Origin of the sequence: Mycobacterium sp., assembly GCF_049683355.1 — a bacterium.
Taxonomy (GTDB): Bacteria; Actinomycetota; Actinomycetes; order Mycobacteriales; family Mycobacteriaceae; genus Mycobacterium.
Map to the genome: position 1 here is coordinate 1 of NZ_JBAUJB010000212.1, position 23694 is coordinate 23694.

Below are 23694 nucleotides of genomic sequence, written 5' to 3' on the forward strand. Positions count from 1 at the left end.
CCGGAGGTGCTGGCGCGGCTCGGTGTCACCGGCGTTGCGCCGTGCGAGTCGACGATCCGGCGCTGCCTGCAACGGCTCGCCCCGGACGAACTTGACCAGCTGATCGGGGCGTGGATGTGGTTGCACACCAGCACGATCGCCGGTCGCCGGGTGATCGCCTTCGACGGCAAGACGCTGCGCGGCGCCCGCGGCGCGACCGGCAGCCTGGTGCACCTGCTGGCCGGGCTGTGCCAACAGACCGGCACCGTGCTCGCGCAACTGGCGGTCGATGTCAAGACCAACGAAATCCCCATGCTGAGAAAGCTTCTCGACACGTTCGACATCACCGGGGCGGTCATCACGGCCGACGCCCTGCACTGTCAGCGCGACACCGCCGAACACATCATCGGCCGCAGCGGCCACTACATCTTCACCGTCAAAGACAATCAGCCGACGCTGCGCAGGCAGCTCAAAAACCTGCCGTGGAAACAGATCCCGATCCTCGACACCAGCATCGAGCACGATCACGGCCGCACCGCCAAACGCGTACTCAAAGCTACCGAGATCACCCAGGGAATCGGGTTCCCCGGCGCCGTGCAGGTCCTGCAACTGACCCGCACGGTCACCCACCGCAAGACCAGCAAGCGTCACACCGAAGTCGTCTACGCCGTCACCTCCCTGTCGATCGCCGACGCCAAGCCCGCCCAGATCGCCGCCTGGCTGCGCGGACACTGGGCGATCGAGAACAAGCTGCACTGGGTCCGCGACGTCACCTACGCCGAGGACCACTCGCAGATCCGCACCGGCGGCGGACCCCAAGTCATGGCAACCCTCAGGAATACAGCCATCAGCGTCCTGCGGCTCAACGGACATACCAACATCGCCGCCGCGCTTCGACACCACGCGCGCAATCATCTCCGACCCGTCAAACTACTGCTGAACTGGTGAAATACGACTTTGCCGACACCGTGTGGTGGTGCACGCCGACGGGCGAGCGGAGTCAGCGATGGAAAGTGAGACTCGGTTGGTGTTCATCGACGGCGGTCTGCCCAAACCCGAGCTGCAGTACGAGATCGTGGACCGTCACGGGAAACTGTGGCGGGTTGATTTCGCTTGGCCGTGGGCGAGCGTTGCCGCCGAATACGACAGCATGGAATGGCACGCCAACCCGCAGGCGTGGAAGCGCGACCGGATCAAGCAGGCCCGGTTGAAAGATTGCGGCTGGACTGTCGTGCCGATGGTTTCCGATGACGTCCGGCGCCATCCCCTCGACCTCGTGGCACGGGTGCTCGGGCATCTTGATAGCGCCGACATCGCCTGTTGAGGTTTCCCTCTCTGCGCGAGCAGACGCAAAGGTCCTCATGCGCTCGGCGTGTCGGGGACCTTTGCGTCTGCTCGCGCAAGAAGCTGTCGTCGGCCCCGCCTAGACTCAACGCCGTGCTCATTGGTTCGCATGTCCATGGTGATGATCCCCTGGCCGCCGCACAGGCTGACGGCGCCGACGTGGTGCAGTTTTTCCTCGGGAACCCGCAGAGTTGGAAGAAGCCGCCACCACGTGACGACGCCGAGATCCTCAAGGCCTCTCCGATGCCGATCTACGTGCACGCTCCGTACCTGATCAACGTCGCCTCGGCGAACAACCGGGTCCGGATTCCGTCCCGCAAGATCCTGCAGGACACCTGCGACGCGGCGTCGGAGATCAACGCCACTGCCGTCATCGTGCACGGCGGCCACGCCGACGACAACGACATGGAGGCCGGCTTCGAGCGCTGGGTCAAAGCGCTGGCCAGCCTCAAGACCGACGTGCCCGTCTACCTCGAGAACACCGCCGGTGGCGACCACGCGATGGCCCGGCACTTCGACACGATCGCCCGGTTGTGGGACCACATCGGAGACAAGGGCATCGGGTTCTGTCTGGACACCTGCCACGCCTGGGCAGCCGGCGAGGCCCTGGTCGACGCGGTCGAGCGGATCAAGGCGATCACCGGCCGGATCGACCTGGTGCACTGCAACGACTCGCGTGACGCCGCGGGTTCGGGAGCAGACCGGCACGCCAACTTCGGCGCCGGCCAGATCGATCCGCAGCTGCTGGCGGCGGTGGTCAAAGCGGCCGACGCCCCGGTCATCTGTGAAACGTCGGATGAGGGACGCAAAGACGACATCGCGTTCCTGCGGGAGCACATCGACTGACACCGGTCTGTTGATCACACTTCGATAGCCGATCCGAACTTGAACGGCGGGTGGCTTCGCGGTTAATTAGTCTTACGCCGGGAATGCATGTGGTTCCCGCGTCGAAAGGCCGATGTGTCCACAATTGACCAGTCGTCGATTGACGAGTCGTCGATTGCGCTGACGCACGCCGAGGACACCGAGACCCAGCTGCACACCCGGCGCAGAAGATGGCTGCGCGTGGTGCGGTGGATGGCGATCGCGGTGTGGGCGACCGTGGTGGTCTGGCGGACGGTCACCGAGGGCTTCGCGTTCAACCGCGAACTCCTGCTGGTGTACATCTGCACCGGTCTTGCCGTCGCCAGCATCGGCCAGGGCCGGCGAGTGCTCTACGTGGTGCGTGACTGGCTGCCGTTCGCGCTTCTGTTGATCGCCTATGACCTGAGCAGGGGCGCGGCCGACCTCGTCGGCCGGCCCACGTTGTGGCACTGGCCGGCCGACATGGATCGCTTGATGTTCTTCGGCACCATGCCGACGGTGTGGCTGCAGGAGCAGCTGAAACAGCCCGAACCCCCCTGGTGGGAGGTGGTGATCAGCAGCGTCTACATGTCGTTTTTCATCCTGCCGTACGTGATCGCCGGCATTCTGTGGCTGCGCGACCGCGAGGAGTGGAAGGCGTTCGTCCGGTTGTTCGTCGGCATGAACCTGATCGCACTGGCCATCTATGTGCTGCTGCCGGCCGCCCCGCCGTGGGCCGCGGCCAGGTGCACCGCGGACGACGTCGACGGGGGGCCGTCCGGCCCGCGGTGCATGTTCCGGTCCGCGCGGGGTGTCGAGGACGGCAGTGTTCTCGGTGCGATGCAGTCTTCGCAGGACGGCGCCAACGAGTGGATCGAACGCATCGTCGGCCGCGGCTGGGGCAACCTGAACCTGCACTCGGCCAGCGCGCTGCTCGACCAGGGGCAGGCCAGCGTCAACCTGGTGGCGGCGATCCCGTCGCTGCACGCCGGGATGTCGGCTGCGCTCGCGGCGTTCCTGTGGCACCGGGTACATCGTGCATGGCGTCCACTGTTGGTGGCCTATCCGCTGGTCATGGCGTTCACGCTGGTCTACACGGCCGAGCACTACGTGATCGACCTGCTCCTCGGATGGTTGCTGGCAGCGGCCGTGATCGCCGGACTGGCATGGTTCGATCGGCGGCGACGACGGCTGACCGAGAACCAAGGCGTGGACCCGGTGTCGACGTCCTGAAGTCGGGCATTACAGGTTCTTGTGCAGTCGTCGAAATAATGTAACAGTGTCTGCATGTCGGACACGCATGTCGTCACCAACCAAAGCCCTCCGCTGGAGGACTACAACCCGGCCACGTCGCCGGTGCTCATCGAGGCGCTGATCCGCGAGGGCGGGGAGTGGGGCCTCGACGAGGTCACCGAGCTCGGCGCGCTGGCGGGTTCGCGGCAGGCGCAGCGCTGGGGTGAGCTGGCCGACCGCAACCGGCCTGTGCTGCACACCCACGACCGCTACGGCCACCGCGTCGACGAGGTGGAATACGACCCGGCCTACCACGAGCTGATGACCGTGGCGATCCGGCACGGCCTCCATGCCGCGCCGTGGGCCGATGACCGGCCCGGTGCGCATGTCGTCCGGGCGGCCAAGACCTCGGTGTGGACGCCGGAGCCCGGGCACCTCTGTCCGATCTCCATGACCTACGCCGTCGTCCCCGCACTGCGCCACAATCCCGACTTGGCGGCGGTGTACGAGCCGCTGCTCGTGAGTCGTGCCTACGACCCCGAACTCGCCGTGCCCACGACCAAGCCGGGCCTCACCGCCGGGATGTCGATGACCGAGAAACAGGGCGGCTCCGACGTCCGCGCCGGCACCACCGAGGCCACCCGCAACGGCGACGGCACCTACTCGTTGCGCGGGCACAAGTGGTTCACCTCGGCACCGATGTGTGACATCTTCCTGGTCCTCGCGCAGGCCGAGAACGGCCTGAGCTGCTTTCTCCTGCCACGCGTCCTGCCCGACGGCACCCGCAACCGGATGTTCCTGCAGCGGCTCAAGGACAAGCTCGGCAACCACGCCAACGCCTCCAGCGAGGTCGAGTACGACGGCGCCACGGCCTGGCTGGTCGGCGAAGAGGGCCGCGGCGTCCCGACGATCATCGAGATGGTCAACCTGACCCGGCTGGACTGCACCCTGGGCAGCGCCACCAGCATGCGCACCGGACTGATGCGGGCAGTGCACCACGCTCGACACCGGCAGGCGTTCGGCGCCTATCTCATCGACCAGCCGCTGATGCGCAACGTGCTCGCCGACCTCGCCGTGGAAGCCGAGGCCGCGACCGCACTGGCGATGAGGATGGCCGGTGCCGCCGACCGGGCGGTGCGCGGGGACGACCGCGAAACGCTGCTGCGCCGCATCGGCCTGGCCGCCGCCAAGTACTGGGTGTGCAAGCGGGCGACGCCGCACGCCGCCGAAGCGATGGAATGCCTGGGCGGCAACGGCTACGTGGAGGACTCGGGGATGCCGCGGCTCTACCGTGAAGCCCCGCTGATGGGCATCTGGGAGGGATCGGGCAACGTCAGCGCACTCGACACGTTGCGCGCAATCGCGACCCGGCCCGAATGCATCGACGTGCTGTTCGACGAGCTCGACGCCACCGCCGGCCACGATCGGCGATTGGACGCCCACGTCGGCGTGCTGCGTGACGCGCTGGGCGCAGACCTCGCCACGGTTCAGTACCGCGCCCGCAAGATCGCCGAGGACATCTCGCTGGCGCTGCAGGGTTCGCTGTTGGTGCGCCACGGGCATCCCGCCGTGACCGAGGCGTTCCTGGCCAGCCGGCTCGGTGGACAGTGGGGGGGCGCGTTCGGCACGCTTCCGGCAGGCTTGGATCTGGCACCGATCATCGAGCGTGCGGAGATCAAGTCGTGACGCATTCGATCAGGCCGGTCGACTTCGACAACCTGAAGACGATGACCTACGAGGTCACCGACCGGGTCGCTCGGATCACGTTCAACCGCCCGGAGAAGGGCAACGCGATCCTCGCCGACACCCCGCTGGAACTCTCGGCGCTCGTCGAGCGTGCCGACCTGGACCCGAACGTGCACGTGATCCTGGTGTCCGGCCGCGGCCAAGGCTTCTGCGCGGGCTTCGACCTGTCCGCGTACGCCGAAGGATCCTCGTCCGCCGGTGGCGGCAGCCCGTACCGCGACACCGTGCTCTCCGGGAAGACCCAGGCGATCAACCACCTGCCGGACCAGCCGTGGGACCCGATGATCGATTACCAGATGATGAGCCGCTTCGTTCGCGGGTTCGCCAGCCTGATGCACGCCGACAAGCCGACCGTGGTCAAGATCCACGGCTACTGCGTGGCCGGCGGCACCGACATCGCACTGCACGCCGATCAGGTCATCACCGCCTCCGACGCCAAGATCGGCTATCCGCCCACCCGGGTGTGGGGCGTTCCCGCCGCCGGACTGTGGGCGCACCGCCTCGGCGATCAACGCGCGAAACGTCTTCTCCTGACCGGTGATTGCATCACCGGGGCGCAGGCCGCCGAGTGGGGCCTGGCGGTGGAGGCTCCTGACCCCGCCGACCTCGACGAGCGCACCGAGCGACTGGTGGCGCGGATCGCAGCCATGCCGATCAACCAGCTGATGATGGTCAAGCTGGCGATGAACAGCGCCCTCTACAACCAGGGCGTCGCCAACAGCGCGATGGTCTCGACGGTGTTCGACGGCGTCGCGCGCCACACCCCGGAGGGCCACGCCTTCGTCGCCGACGCCCGTGAGCACGGCTTCCGGGACGCGGTGCGCCGTCGTGACGAACCGTTCGGCGACCACGGCCGCACGACGTCCGGGGTCTAGCTGTGGCGCAGCCGGTCTCGCGGATGACGGCCCGCTCGGTGGTGCTCAGTGTGCTGCTCGGCGCGCACCCGGCCTGGGCGACCGCCGCGCAACTGCTGCTGCTGACCGGTGATTTCGGGATCCGGGAGTCGACGGTGCGGGTGGCTTTGACGCGGATGGTCGGCGCCGGCGATCTGGTGCGTTCCGAAGACGGCTACCGGCTCTCCGACCGGCTGCTCGCCCGCCAGCGTCGCCAGGACGACGCCATCAACCCGCGCAGGCGGGCGTGGGACGGCACCTGGACGGTGCTGGTCATCACCACCGTCGGTACCGAGGCCCGCGCCCGCGCGGCGATGCGGAACAGCCTGCAGGACAAGCGGTTTGCTGAGCTGCGCGAAGGTGTCTGGATCAGGCCCGACAACGTCCAGGTCGATCTCGGGGCGGAAGTCGGCGAGCGGGTGCGGGTACTGCGTGCCCGGGACGAGGCGCCCGGCGAGCTGGCCGCCCAGCTGTGGGACCTGTCCGGGTGGGCCGACGCCGGCCGGCAGATGCTGACCGCGATGGCGGCCGCGCCGGACGTTCCCGGCCGGTTCACCGTCGCCGCCGCGATGGTCCGTCACCTGCTGACCGACCCGATGCTGCCCGACGAACTGCTTCCCGACGACTGGCCGGGTGCCGCGTTGCGGAAAACCTACGAGGACTTCGCCGCCGAACTGGTGGCGCGGCGAGACGGTGTGGAACTAACGGAGGTTCGATGAGCAAGACAGGTGGAGTACGGGTGGAGCGCTCCGGCCCGGTGACGACGGTGATCATGAACCGCCCCGCGGCCCGAAACGCCGTCAACGGCGCCGCCGCGGCGGAACTGTTCGCCGCGTTCGAGGAGTTCGACCGTGACGACTCGGCGTCTGTGGCGGTGCTCTGGGGGGACAACGGAACCTTCTGCGCCGGAGCTGATCTCAAAGCCATCGGCACGCCTGAAGCCAACCCGCTGCACCGCACCGGTCCGGGCCCGATGGGGCCGAGCCGGATGACGCTGTCCAAACCCGTCATCGCCGCGGTCAGCGGTCACGCCGTCGCCGGCGGACTCGAGTTGGCCCTGTGGTGCGATCTGCGGGTCGTCGAGCAGGACGCGATCATGGGGGTGTTCTGCCGCCGCTGGGGGGTGCCGCTGATCGACGGGGGCACGGTCCGATTGCCCCGGCTGATCGGTCACAGCCGCGCGATGGATCTCATCCTGACCGGCCGCAGCGTGGCCGCCGACGAGGCCCTGGCGATCGGTCTGGCCAATCGGGTGGTGCCGTCGGGTGAATCGCGGCAACGCGCCGAGGAGCTGGCGGCCGAGCTCGTCGCGCTGCCCCAGCAGTGTCTGCGTGCCGACCGCCGTTCGGCGCTGACGCAGTGGGGCCAGTCCGAAGCCGATGCCATGGACTTCGAATTCGGCAGCATGTCCCGGGTGGCGGCCGAATCGCTCGAGGGCGCAGCGCAGTTCGCCGCCGGGGCGGGCCGTCACGGCGCCCCGCGTTGATCAGCCCTTGGTGATGCTGTTGTTGCTGCCGGTGTCGGTGACGTTCGGCTCACCCTCGCGGTAGGTGACGGTGTTGTTCAGCCCGACGACCGACAGTTCGGTGTCGACCCGGTCGAAGGTGATCTTGTTGTCGGCGCCGCCGATGTTGACGCTGGCGCACGTGCCGGTGACGGTCAGCGTGTTGTTGGAGCCGCCGACGTTGAGCGACTTGCCGTCGGAGCAGTCGATGTCGGCAGTGGTGCCGAACGAGCCGTAGTTGATGGTGTTGCCGATCTCCACCTGGGCACCCGAGGATCCGGCCGTGGCCGTCGGATCGGCGTTGTCCGAACTGTCGGAGCCGCACGCGGTCAACCCGAAGGTCGCCGACAGTGCCGCGACGCCCACCCAGCCGGCCAGCCGCTGCGGCGCCGTCACGTCGGCACCTGGCCGATGCGGTTCGTCATCCCCAGTTCGCGGCCCCGGTCCCAGACGACGGGCGCGCCGTTCTTGTAGAACACCGTCTGGTCCCAGCCGTAAACGGTGATGTCGTTGATGACGTTGTCGGCGATGACCACGTTCGACGATCCCTGCACCGACACCGCCCAGCAGGTGCCCAGAGCGTTGATCTGGTTGCGGGTGCCCACCACGATCAGCGTCGCGTTGTTGCAGTCCAGGGTCTGGACGACCCCTTGACCGGTGATGTGGGTGTCGCCGTTCTCGGCGTGTGCCACCGGGGTCACCGCCGCCAGCCCTGCCGCGACGCCGACCGCGCACGCGGCGGCCACCCGTCCCACAGCCCTCGAAGTCACCATGTTCCCCTTCACGTCGCCCGGCCCGCGCCAAGCCTACGACGTCTGCCGGTCGCGTCGTCGGCCTTCGCCTGTTCGCCACGGATCGCTTTGGCCAGGCGTGCTCGGTAGCGTGAGCGGCGATGCTGCGGAGTTGGGGACGTGCTGGCAGATTCATCATCGTGGCGGTCACAACGACGGCGACGGTGGCAGGATGCACCCATTCGGTCGGCGGGACGGCGCAGCGGGCCGAGTCCGAAGTCCCGGACCCCGAACGCAGCTACGGCTACGTCGACGACCGCTGCGGACTGCTCGACGACAGTTCGGTGCAGGACACCCTGCAGGCCGACGAGATCACCAGGCCCTACAGCGGCGCGGTGTGCCAGTACATCCTGTCGCGGCGTTCCGGGTCGGGGTCGCAGACCGTCGACGTCACGTTCTCCTGGTTCGAAACAGGCAGCCTGGACCGGGAACGTGAGCTGGCGGAGGCGCGCGGGGCGGTCGTCTCCGACATCGTCCTGGAACGCCACGACGCGTTCTCGGCGCGCCGGGACATCACCGGTGCCGCCTGCTCGGCCACCGCCGCGGCGGGCACCGGGGTGTTGAGCTGGTGGGTGCAGTACCGCGGCGCGAGCACCGGTGAGCCGTGCGCCGAGGCCGAGAAGCTGCTGGCGGCGACGCTGCGTTCGGATATGTGAGATGGCGACCTTGCGATCTGTGGCCCGGGCGGGCGTGGCACTGTCGGCGGCGCTGCTCGTCGGGTGTGGGAACGCCGGCCCCTCCGATCCTGCGCCCGCCCCGGGAGCGTCCGGCGCAGGCTTCCGCAGTGTGGATTGCAACGGGGTCACCGATGCCGACGTCGACGCCGCGGCAGGCTCGGAGATGTTCGCGCCCGCGGTGGTCAGCGACGCGGGATGTTTCTGGCAGGAACAGTTGGGGTTCGGCAGTGTCGGCGCCGGGATGGGCATCTCCACGTGGTGGTACCGCGGCAGTGATATGGACACCGAGCGCGAGCTCGAAGAGCTGGCCGGGCGCACGCTGACCGAACTGTCGATCGACGGGAACAAGGGTTTCAAGGCCTTCGACGACACCGCCTGCAGCATCTACGTCGCCAAGGGCGCCGATGTGATCACGTGGTCGATCCAGACGTTGAACTCGGCCACGCTGCCCGATCTGTGCACGATCATCGAGCGGTTGGCGCGCCTGAGCCAGGACCGGGTGAACTAGAGTTTCGCTGACCCGGCCCATCCTGCGACAGGGTCACGTGACGACCTGAGGGGAACCGCGAGATGGCAGCTCGGCCGCTGCGTTCAGCGAGGCTGAGCCGTGACTCCATCGTCAACGCCGCGCTGACGTTCCTCGACCGCGAGGGCTGGGACGCGCTGACGATCAACGCGCTGGCCAACCAACTGGGCACCAAGGGCCCGTCGCTCTACAACCATGTGCACAGCCTCGACGATCTGCGCCGGACCGTGCGGATGCGGGTGGTCGGCGACATCATCGACATGCTCAGCACCGTCGGGCAGGGCCGCAGCCCCGACGACGCGGTGATGGTGATGGCCAGCGCTTACCGCAGCTACGCCCACCACCATCCGGGCCGGTACTCGGCGTTCACCCGGATGCCGCTGGGCGGCGACGACCCGGAGTTCACCGAGGTCACCCGGGCCGCGGCGGCGCCGGTGATCTCGGTGCTGGCCGCCTACGGGCTGGACACCGAGGCGGCCTTTTTCGCCGCGCTGGAGTTCTGGTCGGCGATGCACGGGTTCGTGCTCCTGGAGATGACCGGGGTGATGGTCGGCATCGACACCGACGCGGTGTTCACGGACATGGTGATGAGGCTGGCGGCCGGCATGCGAAGTCGGTGACCAATCGCCTGTAGCATCGAGGGCGGCCCTGACCTGCGTGAACGGCGCTCCCGAGCGCTCCTCGGCGGGTTTGGATCGGTGCGGTCTGCCCTGGTATTGTGGACGATCGTGCCTGGCAAATAGGGCGCTGGTGGTTTTTGCGATTCACGAGCATGCCTGCACGCCGGGCAACTTCGCATGTCCGCCATGCTTGGGAAAAGCAGGCACCGCCTCGATTTTTGCCTCGGCGGCCGCGTGCGACACGCCCGGCCCCGGGGTAACGGGGAGGGGCAAAACTGCAGGACACAGAACTTCAGAAGTACGAAGAACGACACGTCACAACGACGAGCTACACAGGAAGCCGGTACATGCCAACCATCAACCAGCTGGTCCGCAAGGGTCGCCGCGACAAGATCGCCAAGGTGAAGACGGCGGCCCTCAAGGGCAGCCCGCAGCGCCGTGGCGTGTGCACTCGCGTGTACACGACGACTCCGAAGAAGCCGAACTCGGCGCTCCGCAAGGTCGCCCGCGTGAAGCTCACCAGCCAGGTCGAGGTCACCGCCTACATCCCGGGTGAGGGTCACAACCTGCAGGAGCACTCGATGGTGCTGGTGCGCGGCGGCCGTGTGAAGGACCTCCCCGGTGTGCGCTACAAGATCATCCGCGGCTCGCTCGACACCCAGGGCGTGAAGAACCGCAAGCAAGCCCGCAGCCGCTACGGCGCGAAGAAGGAGAAGAGCTGATGCCGCGCAAAGGGCCCGCGCCGAAGCGTCCGCTGGTGAACGATCCGGTCTACGGGTCGCAGCTGGTCACCCAGCTGGTGAACAAGGTGCTGCTGGACGGGAAGAAATCCCTGGCCGAACGCATTGTTTACGGTGCGCTCGAACAGGCTCGTGACAAGACCGGCACCGATCCGGTCGTCACCCTCAAGCGCGCGTTGGACAACGTCAAGCCCGCCCTCGAGGTGCGTAGCCGCCGCGTCGGCGGCGCGACCTACCAGGTGCCCGTCGAGGTCCGCCCGGAGCGGTCGACCACGCTGGCGCTGCGCTGGCTGGTCAGCTTCTCCAAGAACCGTCGCGAGAAGACGATGGTCGAGCGGCTCGCCAACGAGATCCTGGACGCCAGCAATGGCCTGGGTGCCGCCGTCAAGCGACGCGAGGACACCCACAAGATGGCCGAGGCGAACCGGGCCTTCGCGCACTACCGCTGGTGATCACGGCCCCTCGGGGCAGCACACAGAACACCTATCTAGCAAGCGAAAGAGTGGGAATTTAGCCGTGGCACAGGACGTGCTGACCGACCTCACGAAGGTCCGCAACATCGGCATCATGGCGCACATCGATGCCGGTAAGACGACGACGACCGAGCGCATCCTCTACTACACCGGTATCAGCTACAAGATCGGTGAGGTACACGACGGCGCCGCCACGATGGACTGGATGGAGCAGGAACAGGAGCGGGGGATCACCATCACCTCCGCCGCCACGACCTGCTTCTGGAACGACAACCAGATCAACATCATCGACACGCCGGGTCACGTCGACTTCACCGTCGAGGTGGAGCGTTCGCTGCGCGTGCTCGACGGCGCCGTGGCCGTGTTCGACGGCAAGGAAGGCGTGGAGCCGCAGTCCGAGCAGGTCTGGCGCCAAGCCGACAAGTACGACGTCCCGCGCATCTGTTTCGTCAACAAGATGGACAAGATCGGCGCCGACTTCTACTTCTCGGTGCGCACCATGGAGGAGCGCCTCGGCGCCAACGTCATCCCGATCCAGCTGCCGATCGGCGCCGAGGGCGATTTCGCCGGCGTCGTCGACCTGGTCGAGATGAAGGCCAAGGTGTGGAGCGCCGAGGCCAAGCTGGGCGAGAAGTACGACGTCGTCGACATTCCGGCTGATCTGCAGGACAAGGCCGATGAGTACCGCACCAAGCTGCTCGAAGCGGTCGCCGAGACCGACGAGTCGTTGCTGGAGAAGTACTTCGGCGGCGAGCAGCTGTCCACCGAGGAGATCAAGGGTGCGCTGCGCAAGCTCACCATCAACTCCGAGGCGTACCTGGTGCTGTGCGGCAGCGCGTTCAAGAACAAGGGTGTGCAGCCCATGCTCGACGCGGTGATCGACTACCTGCCCTCGCCGCTGGACGTGCCGCCCGCGGTCGGCCATGCGCCGAACAAGGAGGACGTCGAGGTCGTGCGTAACCCGTCGACCGACGAGCCGTTCTCGGCGCTGGCGTTCAAGGTCGCCACCCACCCGTTCTTCGGCAAGCTCACCTATGTCCGGGTGTACTCGGGCAAGGTCGACTCCGGCTCGCAGGTGGTCAACGCCACCAAGGGCAAGAAGGAGCGGCTGGGCAAGCTGTTCCAGATGCACTCCAACAAAGAGAACCCGGTGGAGACCGCAGCGGCGGGCCACATCTACGCGGTGATCGGCCTGAAGGACACCACGACCGGCGACACGCTGTCCGACGCGAACGATCAGGTCGTGCTCGAGTCGATGACGTTCCCGGACCCGGTGATCGAGGTCGCGATCGAGCCGAAGACCAAGAGCGACCAGGAGAAGCTGAGCCTGTCGATCCAGAAGCTCGCCGAGGAGGATCCGACCTTCAAGGTGCACCTGGACCAGGACACCGGCCAGACCGTCATCGGGGGTATGGGCGAGCTGCACCTGGACATCCTGGTGGACCGGATGCGCCGCGAGTTCAAGGTCGAGGCCAACGTCGGCAAGCCGCAGGTCGCCTACCGCGAGACCATCAAGCGCAAGGTCGACAAGGTCGAGTTCACCCACAAGAAGCAGACGGGTGGCTCCGGCCAGTTCGCGAAGGTGCTGATCTCCCTCGAGCCCTTCACCGGCGAGGACGGTGCGACCTACGAGTTCGAGAACAAGGTCACCGGTGGCCGCGTCCCACGCGAGTACATCCCGTCGGTGGACGCCGGTGCTCAGGACGCCATGCAGTACGGCGTGCTGGCCGGCTACCCGCTGGTGAACATCAAGGTCACGCTGCTCGACGGTGCCTTCCACGAGGTCGACTCGTCGGAGATGGCGTTCAAGGTGGCCGGCTCGCAGGTACTGAAAAAGGCTGCGCAGCAAGCGCAGCCCGTCATCCTCGAGCCGATCATGGCTGTCGAGGTCACCACACCCGAGGATTACATGGGTGAGGTGATCGGCGACCTGAACTCCCGCCGTGGTCAGATCCAGGCCATGGAGGAGCGCAGCGGTGCCCGCGTCGTCAAGGCGCATGTGCCGCTGTCGGAGATGTTCGGCTACGTCGGAGACCTCCGGTCGAAGACCCAGGGCCGGGCGAACTACTCCATGGTGTTCGACTCGTACGCAGAAGTTCCGGCGAACGTGTCGAAGGAGATCATCGCGAAGGCGACGGGTCAGTGAGCATCGAGGGCCGCCAGGCCCGAGGCGCGGAGCTGATCCGGAGTCGAGCAATCGACGCCGCGAAGGCGACGGGTCAGTAAAACCGGACCCCGTCGCCCGACGGGACCACACAACTGAAAAAATCAACACTGCTTTAGAAGAAGCACCAACACAGTCCAGGAGGACACCACAGTGGCGAAGGCGAAGTTCGAGCGGACGAAGCCGCACGTCAACATCGGGACCATCGGTCACGTTGACCACGGCAAGACCACGCTGACTGCAGCAATCACCAAGGTTCTGCACGACAAGTTCCCCGAGTTGAACGAGTCGCGCGCATTCGACCAGATCGACAATGCGCCCGAAGAGCGTCAGCGCGGCATCACGATCAACATCTCCCACGTGGAGTACCAGACCGACAAGCGTCACTACGCGCACGTCGACGCCCCCGGTCACGCTGACTACATCAAGAACATGATCACCGGTGCCGCCCAGATGGACGGTGCGATCCTGGTGGTCGCCGCCACTGACGGTCCGATGCCCCAGACCCGCGAGCACGTGCTGCTGGCGCGTCAGGTCGGCGTGCCCTACATCCTGGTCGCGCTGAACAAGGCCGACGCCGTCGACGACGAGGAGCTCATCGAGCTCGTCGAGCTGGAGGTCCGCGAACTGCTGGCCGCCCAGGACTTCGACGAGGAGGCCCCGGTCGTGCGCGTTTCGGCGCTCAAGGCCCTCGAAGGCGACCCGGAGTGGGTCAAGTCGGTCGAGGAGCTCATGGAGGCCGTCGACGCGTCGATCCCGGACCCGGTCCGCGACACCGAGAAGCCGTTCCTGATGCCCGTCGAGGACGTGTTCACGATCACCGGCCGCGGCACCGTGGTCACCGGTCGTGTCGAGCGCGGCGTGGTCAACGTGAACGAGGAAGTCGAGATCGTCGGCATCAAGACCACCAGCACCAAGACCACGGTCACCGGTGTGGAGATGTTCCGCAAGCTGCTCGACCAGGGGCAGGCCGGCGACAACGTCGGGCTGCTGCTGCGTGGCATCAAGCGCGAGGACGTGGAGCGCGGCCAGGTCGTCATCAAGCCGGGCACCACCACCCCGCACACCGAGTTCGAGGGCCAGGTCTACATCCTGTCCAAGGACGAGGGCGGCCGTCACACGCCGTTCTTCAACAACTACCGTCCGCAGTTCTACTTCCGGACCACCGACGTGACCGGTGTGGTGACGCTGCCGGAGGGCACCGAGATGGTGATGCCCGGTGACAACACCGACATCTCCGTCAAGCTGATCCAGCCCGTCGCCATGGACGAGGGTCTGCGCTTCGCGATTCGCGAGGGCGGCCGTACCGTCGGCGCCGGCCGGGTCACCAAGATCATCAAGTGATCTAGGTTCCAGCCAACGTCAGTGGCGCTCACCCGCAAGGGTGGGCGTCACTTTCGTTTGTGGCTGAGCACGGTGTAACGGCCGCGACCGGTAAACCCGATGTACCGGGCAACGGCCGCAGAGGGGTCGGCCGCAAATTGATTGAGGGTGTCTTGGTTCGCCGTTTCGCATCGTTGGTCAGCGCCGCCGTCATCGGTGGCGCTGCCTTCGCTTCCCTGACCATGGCCACCGCGCAGGCGCAGCCCGCCTGCCCCGACGTCCACCTGATCGGCGCCGCCGGTTCCGGTGAGCGTGACGGCGCGCTGCTGGCCGCCGACGCCGGGATGGGCCGGGTGGTCCACAAGTCCTTCAACGATCTGCAGACGCTGCTGGCGCGTGACGGTCGCACGATCACCGCCGAGGCCGTCGAGTACCCGGCCACCGCGGTGCCGCTGGACGGCGGCATCCTCGACTGGGCCGGCTTCATGGGCAGCGTCGACACCGGCGCCGCCGCACTCGGAGAGCAGTACGCCGCGTTCGTCGCGCAGTGCCCGACCAGCAAGGTGGTGCTCGCCGGCTACTCGCAGGGCGCGATGGTGGTGCACCGCAACCTGCACGCGCTCGACGCCAGCCCGAACCTGGCCGCCGCGTTGCTGATCGCCGATGGTGACCGGCTGCCCCAGGACCCCACACTGAACATGGGCACGGTCACCGCCGTACCCGGCGCCGGTAAGGGCGTCGCTCAGGACTGGCCGATCCTGGCCCATGCACCGGCTCCGCTGCCCGTCTCGGTCGGCAGCCGCACGATCAGCGTCTGCGACGTCGGCGACGCCGTCTGCGACTACGACCCCGACGCCGAGGACGTCTCCTCCGCATCGGTGAACGTGCACACCAGCTACGCCCGCTCGTCTACCGGGACCCCGTGGACCTGGCCGCTGTATCAGCTGCTCGGGCCGGCACCTGTCGACAACCAGATCGCCAACCCGAGGGTGCTCGCGGCCGGTTGATCCGCCCTTTTCGGGCGATAATCTGGGCATGTCCACGTTCTGGCGCTATGTCCGAGTGCAGCTGCTGGTCCTGCTGTGCGGCATCGTCGGCCCGATCTTCCTGGTCATCTATTTCGTCGCGGGCGCGGACCCGGTGCTCGAGTGGATATTCTGGACGGGCCTGCTGATCACCGCCGCCGACGTGTTGATCGCTCTGGCGATCACCGGCTTCGGCTCCAGATCCGCCGCGAAGACCCAAGAGCTGGAGGCTTCCGGGGCGCTGGCGTTGGCCCAGGTCACCGGCATCCACGAAACCAACACGCGGATCAACGACCGGCCCCTGGTCAAGCTTGATCTGCAGATCTCCGGGCCCGGTATCACCCCCTTCGCCACGCAGGATCAGGTGATCGCGTCGGTGTCGCGGTTGCCGATGATCACCAGCCGTAAGCTGGTCGCGCTGGTCGATCCGGCCACCAGCGAATACCAGATCGACTGGCAGCGAAGTGCATTGGTGGCCGGGTTGATGCCGGCGACGTTCAGCGTCTCGCAGCAGGACGGGCTAGAGGGCCGCACCTACGATCTGACCGGTCAGACCGAGCCGCTGATGGAGATCCTGCAGGTGCTCAAGGCCAACGGCATCAGCATGGACAACATGATCGACCTCCGGTCCAATCCGGCCGCGCGCGAACAGGTGCAGGCCATCGTGCGGCACGCGGCGGCACAGCAGGCGGCGCCGCCACCGCCGGTGCCCGCCGGCACGTCCTACGCTCCGCCCGAGGAGCCCACGCCGTCACAACGCCTTCAACAGCTCGAGACGCTGCGGGCCACCGGGTCGATCACCGAGGCCGAGTACACCGCCAAGCGCCGGGAGATCATCTCGGAGCTTTAGTAGAACGCGTTCTAGTTCTGCTGTTAGCCTGATGCTGCCTCGTGGGGCAACGAAGGGAGCGGTCGTGTCAGCTGGTGCAGCCCTGGAAGGGCGCGTCGCGTTCATCACCGGAGCGGCGCGTGGTCAGGGACGTGCGCATGCCGTCCGGCTGGCCAACGAAGGCGCCGACATCATCGCGATCGACGTGTGCGGGCCGGTGTCGCCGACCGTCACCTACCCGATGCCCACCTCCGAGGATCTGGCCGAGACGGTGCGCTTGGTCGAGGCCACCGGCCGCAAAGTGCTCGCCCGTGAGGTCGACATCCGGGACCTGGCCGCACTGCAGCAGGTGGTCGCCGACGGCATCGAACAGTTCGGCCGACTCGACATCGTCGTCGCGAACGCAGGCATCCTCAGTTGGGGCCGGATGTTCGAGATGTCCGAGGAGCAATGGGACAGCGTCATCGATGTCAACCTCAACGGAACCTGGCGCACCATCCGGGCGGCGGTCCCGGCGATGATCGAGGCGGGCAACGGCGGGTCCATCATCATCGTCAGTTCGTCGGCGGGCACCAAGGCCACACCGGGCAACGGTCACTACTCGGCCTCCAAGCACGGTCTGGTGGCGATCACCAACGCGTTGGCGATCGAGGTGGGGGAGTTCGGGATCCGGGTCAACTCGATCCACCCGTACTCGATCAACACGCCGATGGTCGAGCCGGACGCCATGATGGAGATCTTCGGGAAGTACCCGGCCTTCCTGCACAGCTTCTCGCCGATGCCGTACCAGCCCGTCAACCACAAGGGCAAGAAGGGCCTGCAGGAATTCATGACGCCCGAAGAGGTTTCGGACGTGGTGGCCTGGCTGGCGGGTGACGGCTCGGCGACGATCTCGGGTTCCCAGATTGCCGTCGACCGCGGGACCGCCAAGTATTAGGCCGTTTCGGCGAGCACCTCGACCAGCAGATCGACAGCCCAGTCGATCTCGTCGGCGGTGATCACCAGTGGCGGCGCGAACCGCAGCGTCGAACCGTGGGTGTCCTTCACCAGCACGCCGCGGTCGGCGAGCATCATGGAGATCTGCTTGCCGCTGCCGTGCACCGGATCGATGTCGACGCCGGCCCACAACCCCTTACCGCGGACCTCGACCACGCCCCGACCGATCAACTCCCGCAGTCTGGAGTGCAGGTGGGCCCCGAGTTCGGTTGACCTGGTTTGGAATTCGCCCCGGCGAAGCATCCCGACCACGGTGCTGCCGATCGCCGCCGCCAACGGGTTGCCGCCGAACGTCGAGCCGTGCTCGCCGGGATGCAGCACCCCGAGGACGTCCCGATCGGCGACCAAAGCGGACAGCGGGACCACGCCCCCGCCGAGCGCCTTGCCCAGCAGGTAGATGTCGGGCACCACGTCCCAGTGGTCGCAGGCGAAGGTCCGCCCGGTGCGCGCCAGCCCGGACTGGATCTCGTCGGCGATCATCAGGACGTTGCGATCGGTACACAGCGCGCGTACCCGCGGCAGGTAGTCGTCCGGCGGCACGATGATGCCCGCTTCGCCTTGGATGGGTTCGAGCAGTACGGCGACGGTGTTCTCGTCGACCGCATCGGCCATCGCGGCGGCGTCGCCGAACGGCACCGACCGGAAGCCGGGGGTGTAGGGACCGAAGCCTCGCCGAGCGGTGTCATCATCGGAGAAGCTGATGATCGTGGTGGTGCGGCCGTGGAAATTGTTGCGTGCCACCACAATGTTGGAGCAGTTCGGATCCTTGACACCTTTGACGTCCACGCCCCACTTGCGGGCGACCTTGATGCTGCTCTCCACCGCCTCGGCGCCGCTGTTCATCGGCAACACCATGTCCTTGCCGCACAGTCCGGCCAGTGCCGCGCAGAACGGCGCGAGCCGGTCGGAGTGGAATGCGCGGCTCACCAGCGTCACGGTGTCGAGCTGCGCGTGCGCCGTCGCCGTCACCTCCGGGTTGCAGTGGCCGAAGTTCACCGCCGAGTACGCGGCGAGGCAGTCGAGATAGCGGCGTCCCTCGATGTCGGTGATCCAGGCGCCTTCGGCGCTGGCTGCGACCACGGGCAGCGGCGAGTAGTTGTGCGCGACGTGGCGGTGGTCCAGGTCGATCGCGGCCACGGCCATCGTCATGGGTGTACCTCCAGTGTGCAGCATTTGACCGATCCGCCGCCCTTGAGCAGCTCGGACAGATCCACCCCGACGGGCCGGAACCCCGCCTGTCGCAGCTGCTCGGCGAAGCCCGTTGCCGCAGACGGCAGTACGACGTTGAGTCCGTCGGAGACGACGTTGAGACCCAGGACATAGGCGTCACCGCTGGCCACCTCGATGGCATCGGGAAACAGCTCGGACAGCCTCGCGCGGGAATGCTCCGTGAATGCCGGCGGGTAGTAGGCGATGGTGTTGTCGTCGAGGACAGCCAGTGCGGTGTCGAGGTGGTAGAAGCGAGGATCGACGAGTTGCAGTCCGATGACCGGCATCCCGACGTGGTCGGCGATCTCGTCGTGAGCTCGTCGGTCGGTGCGAAAACCGTGACCGGCCAGGATGATCGGGCCGACCACCAGCAGGTCGCCCTGCCCCTCGTTGACGTGCCGGGTCTCGGCGGCCGAGTAACCGTGGCGGGCCATCCACCGCGCGTACGCCACGGCTTCCCCGGAGCGTTCTGTATGGGCGAAGCGAGCCACCACGGCCTTGCCGTTGACGATCAGCCCGCCGTTGGCCGCGTAGACCATGTCCGGCAGGCCCGCCACGGGATCGACGAGCTCGACACTGTGGCCGAGCTCGGTGTAGGTCCGGCGCAGCGCCTGCCACTGATCCATGGCGCGGGTGGTGTCCACCGGCGTCGACGTGTCCATCCACGGGTTGATCGAGTACTCGACGGCGAAGAACTCCGGCGCAGTCATCACGTACCGACGCGGTCGGGCCGATCGGACAGGGGTGGTCTCGGTGACGGCCGCCGTGACGACTCCGGCGACATCGGTTTGCGTCATGAATCAACGATATGGACGGCCTCTGGCGCAATCAATCAACGGCTATTGCGTGTCTAGGTGTTGTTCGTTGCGTCAGAACGCTGATTATGTATGTTTGTTGCGCAGGAGGAGCCGTGGACCGTCTCGACGAGATAGACGAGCGCATTCTGACCGAACTGGCCGAGCATGCGCGGGCGACGTTCGCCGAGATCGGGCAGCGGGTGAATCTGTCGGCACCTGCGGTCAAGCGGCGGGTGGACCGGATGCTCGACAGCGGCGTGATCCGGGGGTTCACCACCGTGATCGACCGCAACGCGCTCGGCTGGACCACCGAGGCGTACGTCCAGGTGTACTGCCACGGCACGATCGCGCCTGATGAGCTGCGTGCGGCATGGCAGGACATCCCCGAGGTGGTGAGTGCGGCCACGGTCACCGGCACGTCTGACGCGGTGCTGCACGTGTTGGCCCGCGACATGCGCCACCTCGAGGAGGCCCTCGAACGGATCCGCGCTTCCGCCGACATCGAGCGCAGCGAGAGCATCGTGGTGCTGTCCAACCTGATCGACCGGGCACCGGGTTGAGAGCCGTTCCGGGACGCCGAACCTGTGGGGTGGCGCACACCGCCACGGGCCGATCGTGTAAAACACCCAAGTGACCACATCAGGAGGCGTCGTGATCGTCGGCGGCGGGCTGGCCGCTGCCCGCACGGCCGAGCAACTGCGTCGTTCCGAGTACGCCGGAGCCATCACGATCGTCAGCGATGAGGAGCATCTGCCGTACGACCGGCCGCCGCTGTCGAAAGAAGTGCTGCGCTCGGAGACCGATGACGTCACCCTCAAGCCTGCCGAGTTCTATGCCGAGAAGGACATCACGGTGCTGCTCGGCAACGGGGCCAGGTCGCTGGACACGGCGGCCCGGACCTTGACCCTGGCCGACGGCAGCGAGCTGGGCTACGACGAGCTGATCATCGCGACGGGACTGCTGCCCAAGCGTATTTCGTCGTTCCCGGATCTCGAGGGCATCTTCGTCCTGCGTTCGATGGACGAGAGCCTCGCGTTGCGCAAGGCCGCGGGCGCGGCCCGCCGCGCGGTGGTGATCGGCGCAGGTTTCATCGGTTGTGAGGTGGCGGCCAGCATGCGCGGTCTCGGGGTGGACGTGGTGCTGGTCGAGCCGCAGCCGGCGCCGCTGGCGTCGGTGCTGGGCGAGCAGATCGGCGGGTTGGTCACCCGGCTGCACCGCGACGAGGGCGTCGATGTGCGGTGCGGCGTGGGTGTCACCGAGGTCTCCGGTGAGGGCCGAGTGCAGAAGGTCACCCTGGCTGACGGCACCGAACTCGATGCCGATCTCGTGGTCGTCGGCATCGGTTCCCGGCCGGCCACCGAGTGGCTCGACGGCAGCGGTATCGCGGTCGACAACGGCGTGGTCTGTGACGACGCCGGTCGGGCCAGCGCCCCACACGTCTGGGCCATCGGGGACGTGGCTTGCTGGCGTGACACCGTAGGAGGCCAAGTGCGCGTGGAACATTGGAGCAACGTCGCCGACCAGGCCCGGGCGCTGGTGCCTGCGTTGCTCGGTCAGGACGCGCCTGCCACCGTGTCGGTCCCGTACTTCTGGAGCGATCAGTACGACGTCAAGATCCAATGTCTGGGCGAACCCGAGGCCACAGACACGGTGCACATCGTCGAGGACGACGGCCGCAAGTTCCTGGCGTACTACGAACGCGACGGAGTTGTCGTCGGGGTCGTCGGGGGCGGGATGCCGGGCAAGGTAATGAAGGCCCGGTCGAAGATCGCCGCAGGTGCACCGATCGCCGACGTCCTGGGGTAGCGCCTACCCTCCGGAATAGGTGAGGCCCCGTGTCGCAAGTTCGCTCATGTCAACGTGCGCGCGAAGGGTGGTTCTCAGTTCTTCTGCTCGACGTGGCAGCCGTCGTTCTTGTTGCCCGGCCGTGACCGGGTGAAGGTGATGTGACGGTCTCGGCACCATCGCACTCCATCGCAGTTGCCACCGTCGTGGAAGACCGAGTCGATCTCGACGAGCCGGGCGCAGCGTCGTCCCATTCGGCCCAGGTGGGTATTGGGATCTGACTCTTGAGCAGTGGCCCCGGCTTGGTGCCCACGCGTCCCCTGGTCTTGCATCTGGCCCGCTCATCGGCCAGGCGGCGATCGAAGGTGGCCGCCGACATCGACACCAGTAGTGCCGCGGTCTGGTCACTGATAGCCAGTTCCCGGAAGTGGCGCAGCACCGCCACCAGCTCTGAGAGCATCGGTGCGAGCCGCTTGCCAGCGGGCATGCCCAGCACCATCCAGCAGATTGTCAGCGCAGCGATGACCTCGGGTCCGTACCTCACCGGCCGGGGACCGCGAATGGTGACCTCCGTCGGAGCCAGCGCGGCTTTGAGCGCCTTACGGGCATGGCTGCGATGCCAGCCGGTGTTGTCAACGTCAACCTCATCCACTGGGCGTAATCGCCCATTTTCAATGAGGCAACGACTCACCCATTCGCGCGCATTTCTGATGAGTCAACGCGGCCGCGTGTCGGTGGCTGGCGGTAAAATCGCACACATGTTCGATTCGATGTTCGACCACGTGGATGATGACGCGTTGGTGGGTGTGATCGAGCAGTTGGCGCGCGACGAGGCCAAGGTTGCCGCGCGGCGGTTGGCCGTGATCGCGGAGTTGGTGCATCGCACTGTCGATGAGCAGGATGAGCGGGCCCGGTGGGCGTTGGATCCGTGGAACCACACCGCCGCGCGGGTGGCCGCGGCGTTGGGTGTGGGGCAGCGTCGGGCTTCGGGTCAGATGCGGATCGCGGTGGCGTTGCGGGATCGGCTTCCGGCGGTGGCGGCGCTGTTCTCCCAGGGCGTGCTCAGTGCGCGGCTGATCTCGGAGATCACCTGGCGGACCCAGCTTGTCGACGACGACGCGTTGATCGCGGTGATCGACGCTGAGCTGGCGGACAAGGCGGTGCGGTGGGGGACGCTGTCGGAATCCCAGTTGGATCGGGCGATCGATGCGGTGATCGAACGCTTCGACCCCGACGGGGTGCGCCGGGCCAAAGACGCTGTCCGGACCCGCGATTTCCACATCGGGGCGTGTGAGGACACCAACGAGATCACCGTGGTGTGGGGGCGGTTGACGCCGACCGATGCCGCGGCGTTGCGGCGGCGGATCACCGCGATGGTGGCCGGGCTGTGCGCGGATGATCCGCGCAGCGCCGGTGAGCGCTGGGCGGATGCGGTGGGCGCACTCGGGCACGGCAACACGGTGCTGGCGTGTCGGTGCGGCGGCGCGCAGTGCCCGTCCGCGCAGACGGCACCGGCCTCGACGGTGGCGATCCGGGTGATCGCCGACCAGGCCGCCGTCGACGCCGCCCGAGCCCTGATCGCCGCCGAGGACGCCGAACACGCCAAGGCCAAGGCCGCCAAACCGACGCCCACGCAGGATGGCGAGCCCGAGCCCCCGCAGGACGCCGAACCCGCCGAACCCGAACCCGAACCCGAACCCGCGCACGATGCCGAGCCCCCGCACGAGCCCCCACGGCTGACAGATTCCGGGGTGGCGTTGTTACCGGGGCGCGGGGTGATCCCGACGCCGGTGCTCGCCGAGGCGATCCGGGGTGGGGCGAAGATCAAACCGCTGTGGCTGCCCGGCCCGGACCCCGAACCGCAGTACCGGCCCTCGGCGCGGCTGGCGGAGTTCATCCGGGTCCGCGACATGTTCTGCCGCTTCCCGGGTTGTGATGTGCCCGCCGATCGCTGCGACATCGACCACGTGAACCCGTGGCCATCGGGTCCCACCCATCCGTCGAACCTGAACTGCAAATGCCGGACCCATCACCTGATGAAAACCTTCTGGGGCGGACCCGACGGCTGGCGGGATATGCAGTACCCGGACGGAACGGTGACATGGACAGCCCCCGACGGACGCACGTACACCACCCGCCCGGGCAGCACCCTGTTCTTCCCCACCGCCAACCTGATCACTGCCGACCTCCCACCACC

The 23694-nt window shown here is 67.2% G+C and carries 24 protein-coding genes and 2 pseudogenes; 21 read left to right on the forward strand and 5 right to left on the reverse strand.

Annotated elements, in window-relative coordinates; all coding sequences use genetic code 11:
- From WA944_RS12665 to WA944_RS12700, 8 genes and pseudogenes are all read left to right on the forward strand, one after another.
- A partial coding sequence (locus WA944_RS12665) for an ISAs1 family transposase (RefSeq protein ID WP_526646998.1) occupies positions 1-927 on the forward strand: 927 nt, incomplete at its 5' end.
- A 34-nt stretch (positions 928-961) separates the two neighbouring features.
- A pseudogene (locus WA944_RS12670) lies at positions 962-1303 on the forward strand (putative endonuclease domain-containing protein); the annotation flags it as partial.
- Positions 1304-1416: 113 nt separating this feature from the next.
- Positions 1417-2169, forward strand: a complete 753-nt coding sequence (locus WA944_RS12675; protein WP_526371793.1) for a deoxyribonuclease IV — start codon at positions 1417-1419, stop codon at positions 2167-2169.
- A gap of 153 nt (positions 2170-2322) precedes the next feature.
- Entirely contained in the window at positions 2323-3399 is a 1077-nt protein-coding gene (locus WA944_RS12680) for a phosphatase PAP2 family protein (protein ID WP_526371813.1), read from the forward strand.
- 54 nt (positions 3400-3453) lie between these two features.
- Positions 3454-5085 (forward strand): acyl-CoA dehydrogenase family protein, encoded by a 1632-nt coding sequence (locus tag WA944_RS12685; RefSeq protein ID WP_526646999.1) that lies wholly within the window; start codon positions 3454-3456, stop codon positions 5083-5085.
- On the forward strand, positions 5082-6020 hold the full coding sequence (locus WA944_RS12690) for an enoyl-CoA hydratase/isomerase family protein (protein ID WP_526647000.1): 939 nt from the start codon (positions 5082-5084) through the stop codon (positions 6018-6020). The genes WA944_RS12685 and WA944_RS12690 overlap by 4 nt, the downstream gene beginning before the upstream one ends.
- 23 nt (positions 6021-6043) lie before the next feature.
- Complete coding sequence (locus WA944_RS12695; protein WP_526371815.1) at positions 6044-6757, forward strand: PaaX family transcriptional regulator C-terminal domain-containing protein; 714 nt, start codon at positions 6044-6046, stop codon at positions 6755-6757.
- On the forward strand, positions 6754-7524 hold the full coding sequence (locus WA944_RS12700; RefSeq protein ID WP_526609317.1) for a crotonase/enoyl-CoA hydratase family protein: 771 nt from the start codon (positions 6754-6756) through the stop codon (positions 7522-7524). Before WA944_RS12695 ends, WA944_RS12700 begins: the two co-directional genes overlap by 4 nt.
- On the opposite strand, the gene WA944_RS12705 is transcribed toward WA944_RS12700, so the two are convergent.
- Positions 7525-7920, reverse strand: a complete 396-nt coding sequence (locus WA944_RS12705; RefSeq protein WP_526609327.1) for a DUF3060 domain-containing protein — start codon at positions 7918-7920, stop codon at positions 7525-7527.
- Positions 7921-7934: 14 nt separating this feature from the next.
- Positions 7935-8315 carry a DUF3060 domain-containing protein gene (locus WA944_RS12710; protein WP_526371801.1) on the reverse strand — a complete coding sequence of 127 codons (381 nt, stop codon included), beginning with the start codon at positions 8313-8315 and terminating at the stop codon, positions 7935-7937.
- 119 nt (positions 8316-8434) lie between these two features.
- On the opposite strand from WA944_RS12710, the gene WA944_RS12715 reads away from it, so the two are divergent.
- From WA944_RS12715 to WA944_RS12760, 10 genes are all read left to right on the forward strand, one after another.
- A complete protein-coding gene (locus WA944_RS12715) occupies positions 8435-8989 on the forward strand; it encodes a DUF3558 family protein (protein WP_526371803.1) in 555 nt (184 codons plus the stop codon).
- 1 nt (position 8990) lies between these two features.
- On the forward strand, positions 8991-9518 hold the full coding sequence (locus tag WA944_RS12720; protein ID WP_526371805.1) for a DUF3558 family protein: 528 nt from the start codon (positions 8991-8993) through the stop codon (positions 9516-9518).
- A gap of 62 nt (positions 9519-9580) precedes the next feature.
- Positions 9581-10156, forward strand: a complete 576-nt coding sequence (locus WA944_RS12725; RefSeq protein ID WP_159233646.1) for a TetR/AcrR family transcriptional regulator — start codon at positions 9581-9583, stop codon at positions 10154-10156.
- Between the two features lie 347 nt (positions 10157-10503).
- Entirely contained in the window at positions 10504-10878 is a 375-nt protein-coding gene (gene rpsL / locus WA944_RS12730) for a 30S ribosomal protein S12 (protein ID WP_011558401.1), read from the forward strand.
- Positions 10878-11348, forward strand: a complete 471-nt coding sequence (rpsG, locus tag WA944_RS12735; RefSeq protein WP_029115764.1) for a 30S ribosomal protein S7 — start codon at positions 10878-10880, stop codon at positions 11346-11348. Before rpsL ends, rpsG begins: the two co-directional genes overlap by 1 nt.
- Positions 11349-11412: 64 nt before the next feature.
- Entirely contained in the window at positions 11413-13515 is a 2103-nt protein-coding gene (fusA, locus tag WA944_RS12740) for an elongation factor G (protein WP_526371807.1), read from the forward strand.
- Between the two features lie 171 nt (positions 13516-13686).
- A complete protein-coding gene (tuf, locus tag WA944_RS12745) occupies positions 13687-14877 on the forward strand; it encodes an elongation factor Tu (protein WP_159233649.1) in 1191 nt (396 codons plus the stop codon).
- A gap of 152 nt (positions 14878-15029) precedes the next feature.
- The gene (locus WA944_RS12750; RefSeq protein WP_526609323.1) at positions 15030-15863 is read left to right on the forward strand and encodes a cutinase family protein; all 834 of its coding nucleotides are present in this window, start codon (positions 15030-15032) and stop codon (positions 15861-15863) included.
- A gap of 28 nt (positions 15864-15891) precedes the next feature.
- Positions 15892-16731 (forward strand): SHOCT domain-containing protein, encoded by an 840-nt coding sequence (locus tag WA944_RS12755; RefSeq protein ID WP_526647001.1) that lies wholly within the window; start codon positions 15892-15894, stop codon positions 16729-16731.
- Between the two features lie 82 nt (positions 16732-16813).
- The gene (locus WA944_RS12760; protein WP_526647004.1) at positions 16814-17647 is read left to right on the forward strand and encodes a mycofactocin-coupled SDR family oxidoreductase; all 834 of its coding nucleotides are present in this window, start codon (positions 16814-16816) and stop codon (positions 17645-17647) included.
- On the opposite strand, the gene rocD is transcribed toward WA944_RS12760, so the two are convergent.
- Entirely contained in the window at positions 17644-18855 is a 1212-nt protein-coding gene (gene rocD / locus WA944_RS12765; RefSeq protein ID WP_526647002.1) for an ornithine--oxo-acid transaminase, read from the reverse strand. The genes WA944_RS12760 and rocD overlap by 4 nt on opposite strands.
- Positions 18852-19712, reverse strand: a complete 861-nt coding sequence (gene ddaH, locus WA944_RS12770) for a dimethylargininase (protein ID WP_526608904.1) — start codon at positions 19710-19712, stop codon at positions 18852-18854. The genes rocD and ddaH overlap by 4 nt, the downstream gene beginning before the upstream one ends.
- 113 nt (positions 19713-19825) lie before the next feature.
- On the opposite strand from ddaH, the gene WA944_RS12775 reads away from it, so the two are divergent.
- A complete protein-coding gene (locus tag WA944_RS12775) occupies positions 19826-20272 on the forward strand; it encodes an Rv2324 family transcriptional regulator (protein WP_159233652.1) in 447 nt (148 codons plus the stop codon).
- A gap of 70 nt (positions 20273-20342) precedes the next feature.
- Positions 20343-21518 (forward strand): NAD(P)/FAD-dependent oxidoreductase, encoded by a 1176-nt coding sequence (locus WA944_RS12780; RefSeq protein ID WP_526375264.1) that lies wholly within the window; start codon positions 20343-20345, stop codon positions 21516-21518.
- A 77-nt stretch (positions 21519-21595) separates the two neighbouring features.
- On the opposite strand, the pseudogene WA944_RS12785 reads toward WA944_RS12780, so the two are convergent.
- Positions 21596-22173 (reverse strand): annotated as a pseudogene (locus tag WA944_RS12785) (integrase catalytic domain-containing protein); the annotation flags it as partial.
- Positions 22174-22255: 82 nt separating this feature from the next.
- On the opposite strand from WA944_RS12785, the gene WA944_RS12790 reads away from it, so the two are divergent.
- Positions 22256-23694: HNH endonuclease signature motif containing protein (locus WA944_RS12790; protein ID WP_526647003.1), on the forward strand; the 1439-nt coding region annotated here is incomplete at its 3' end.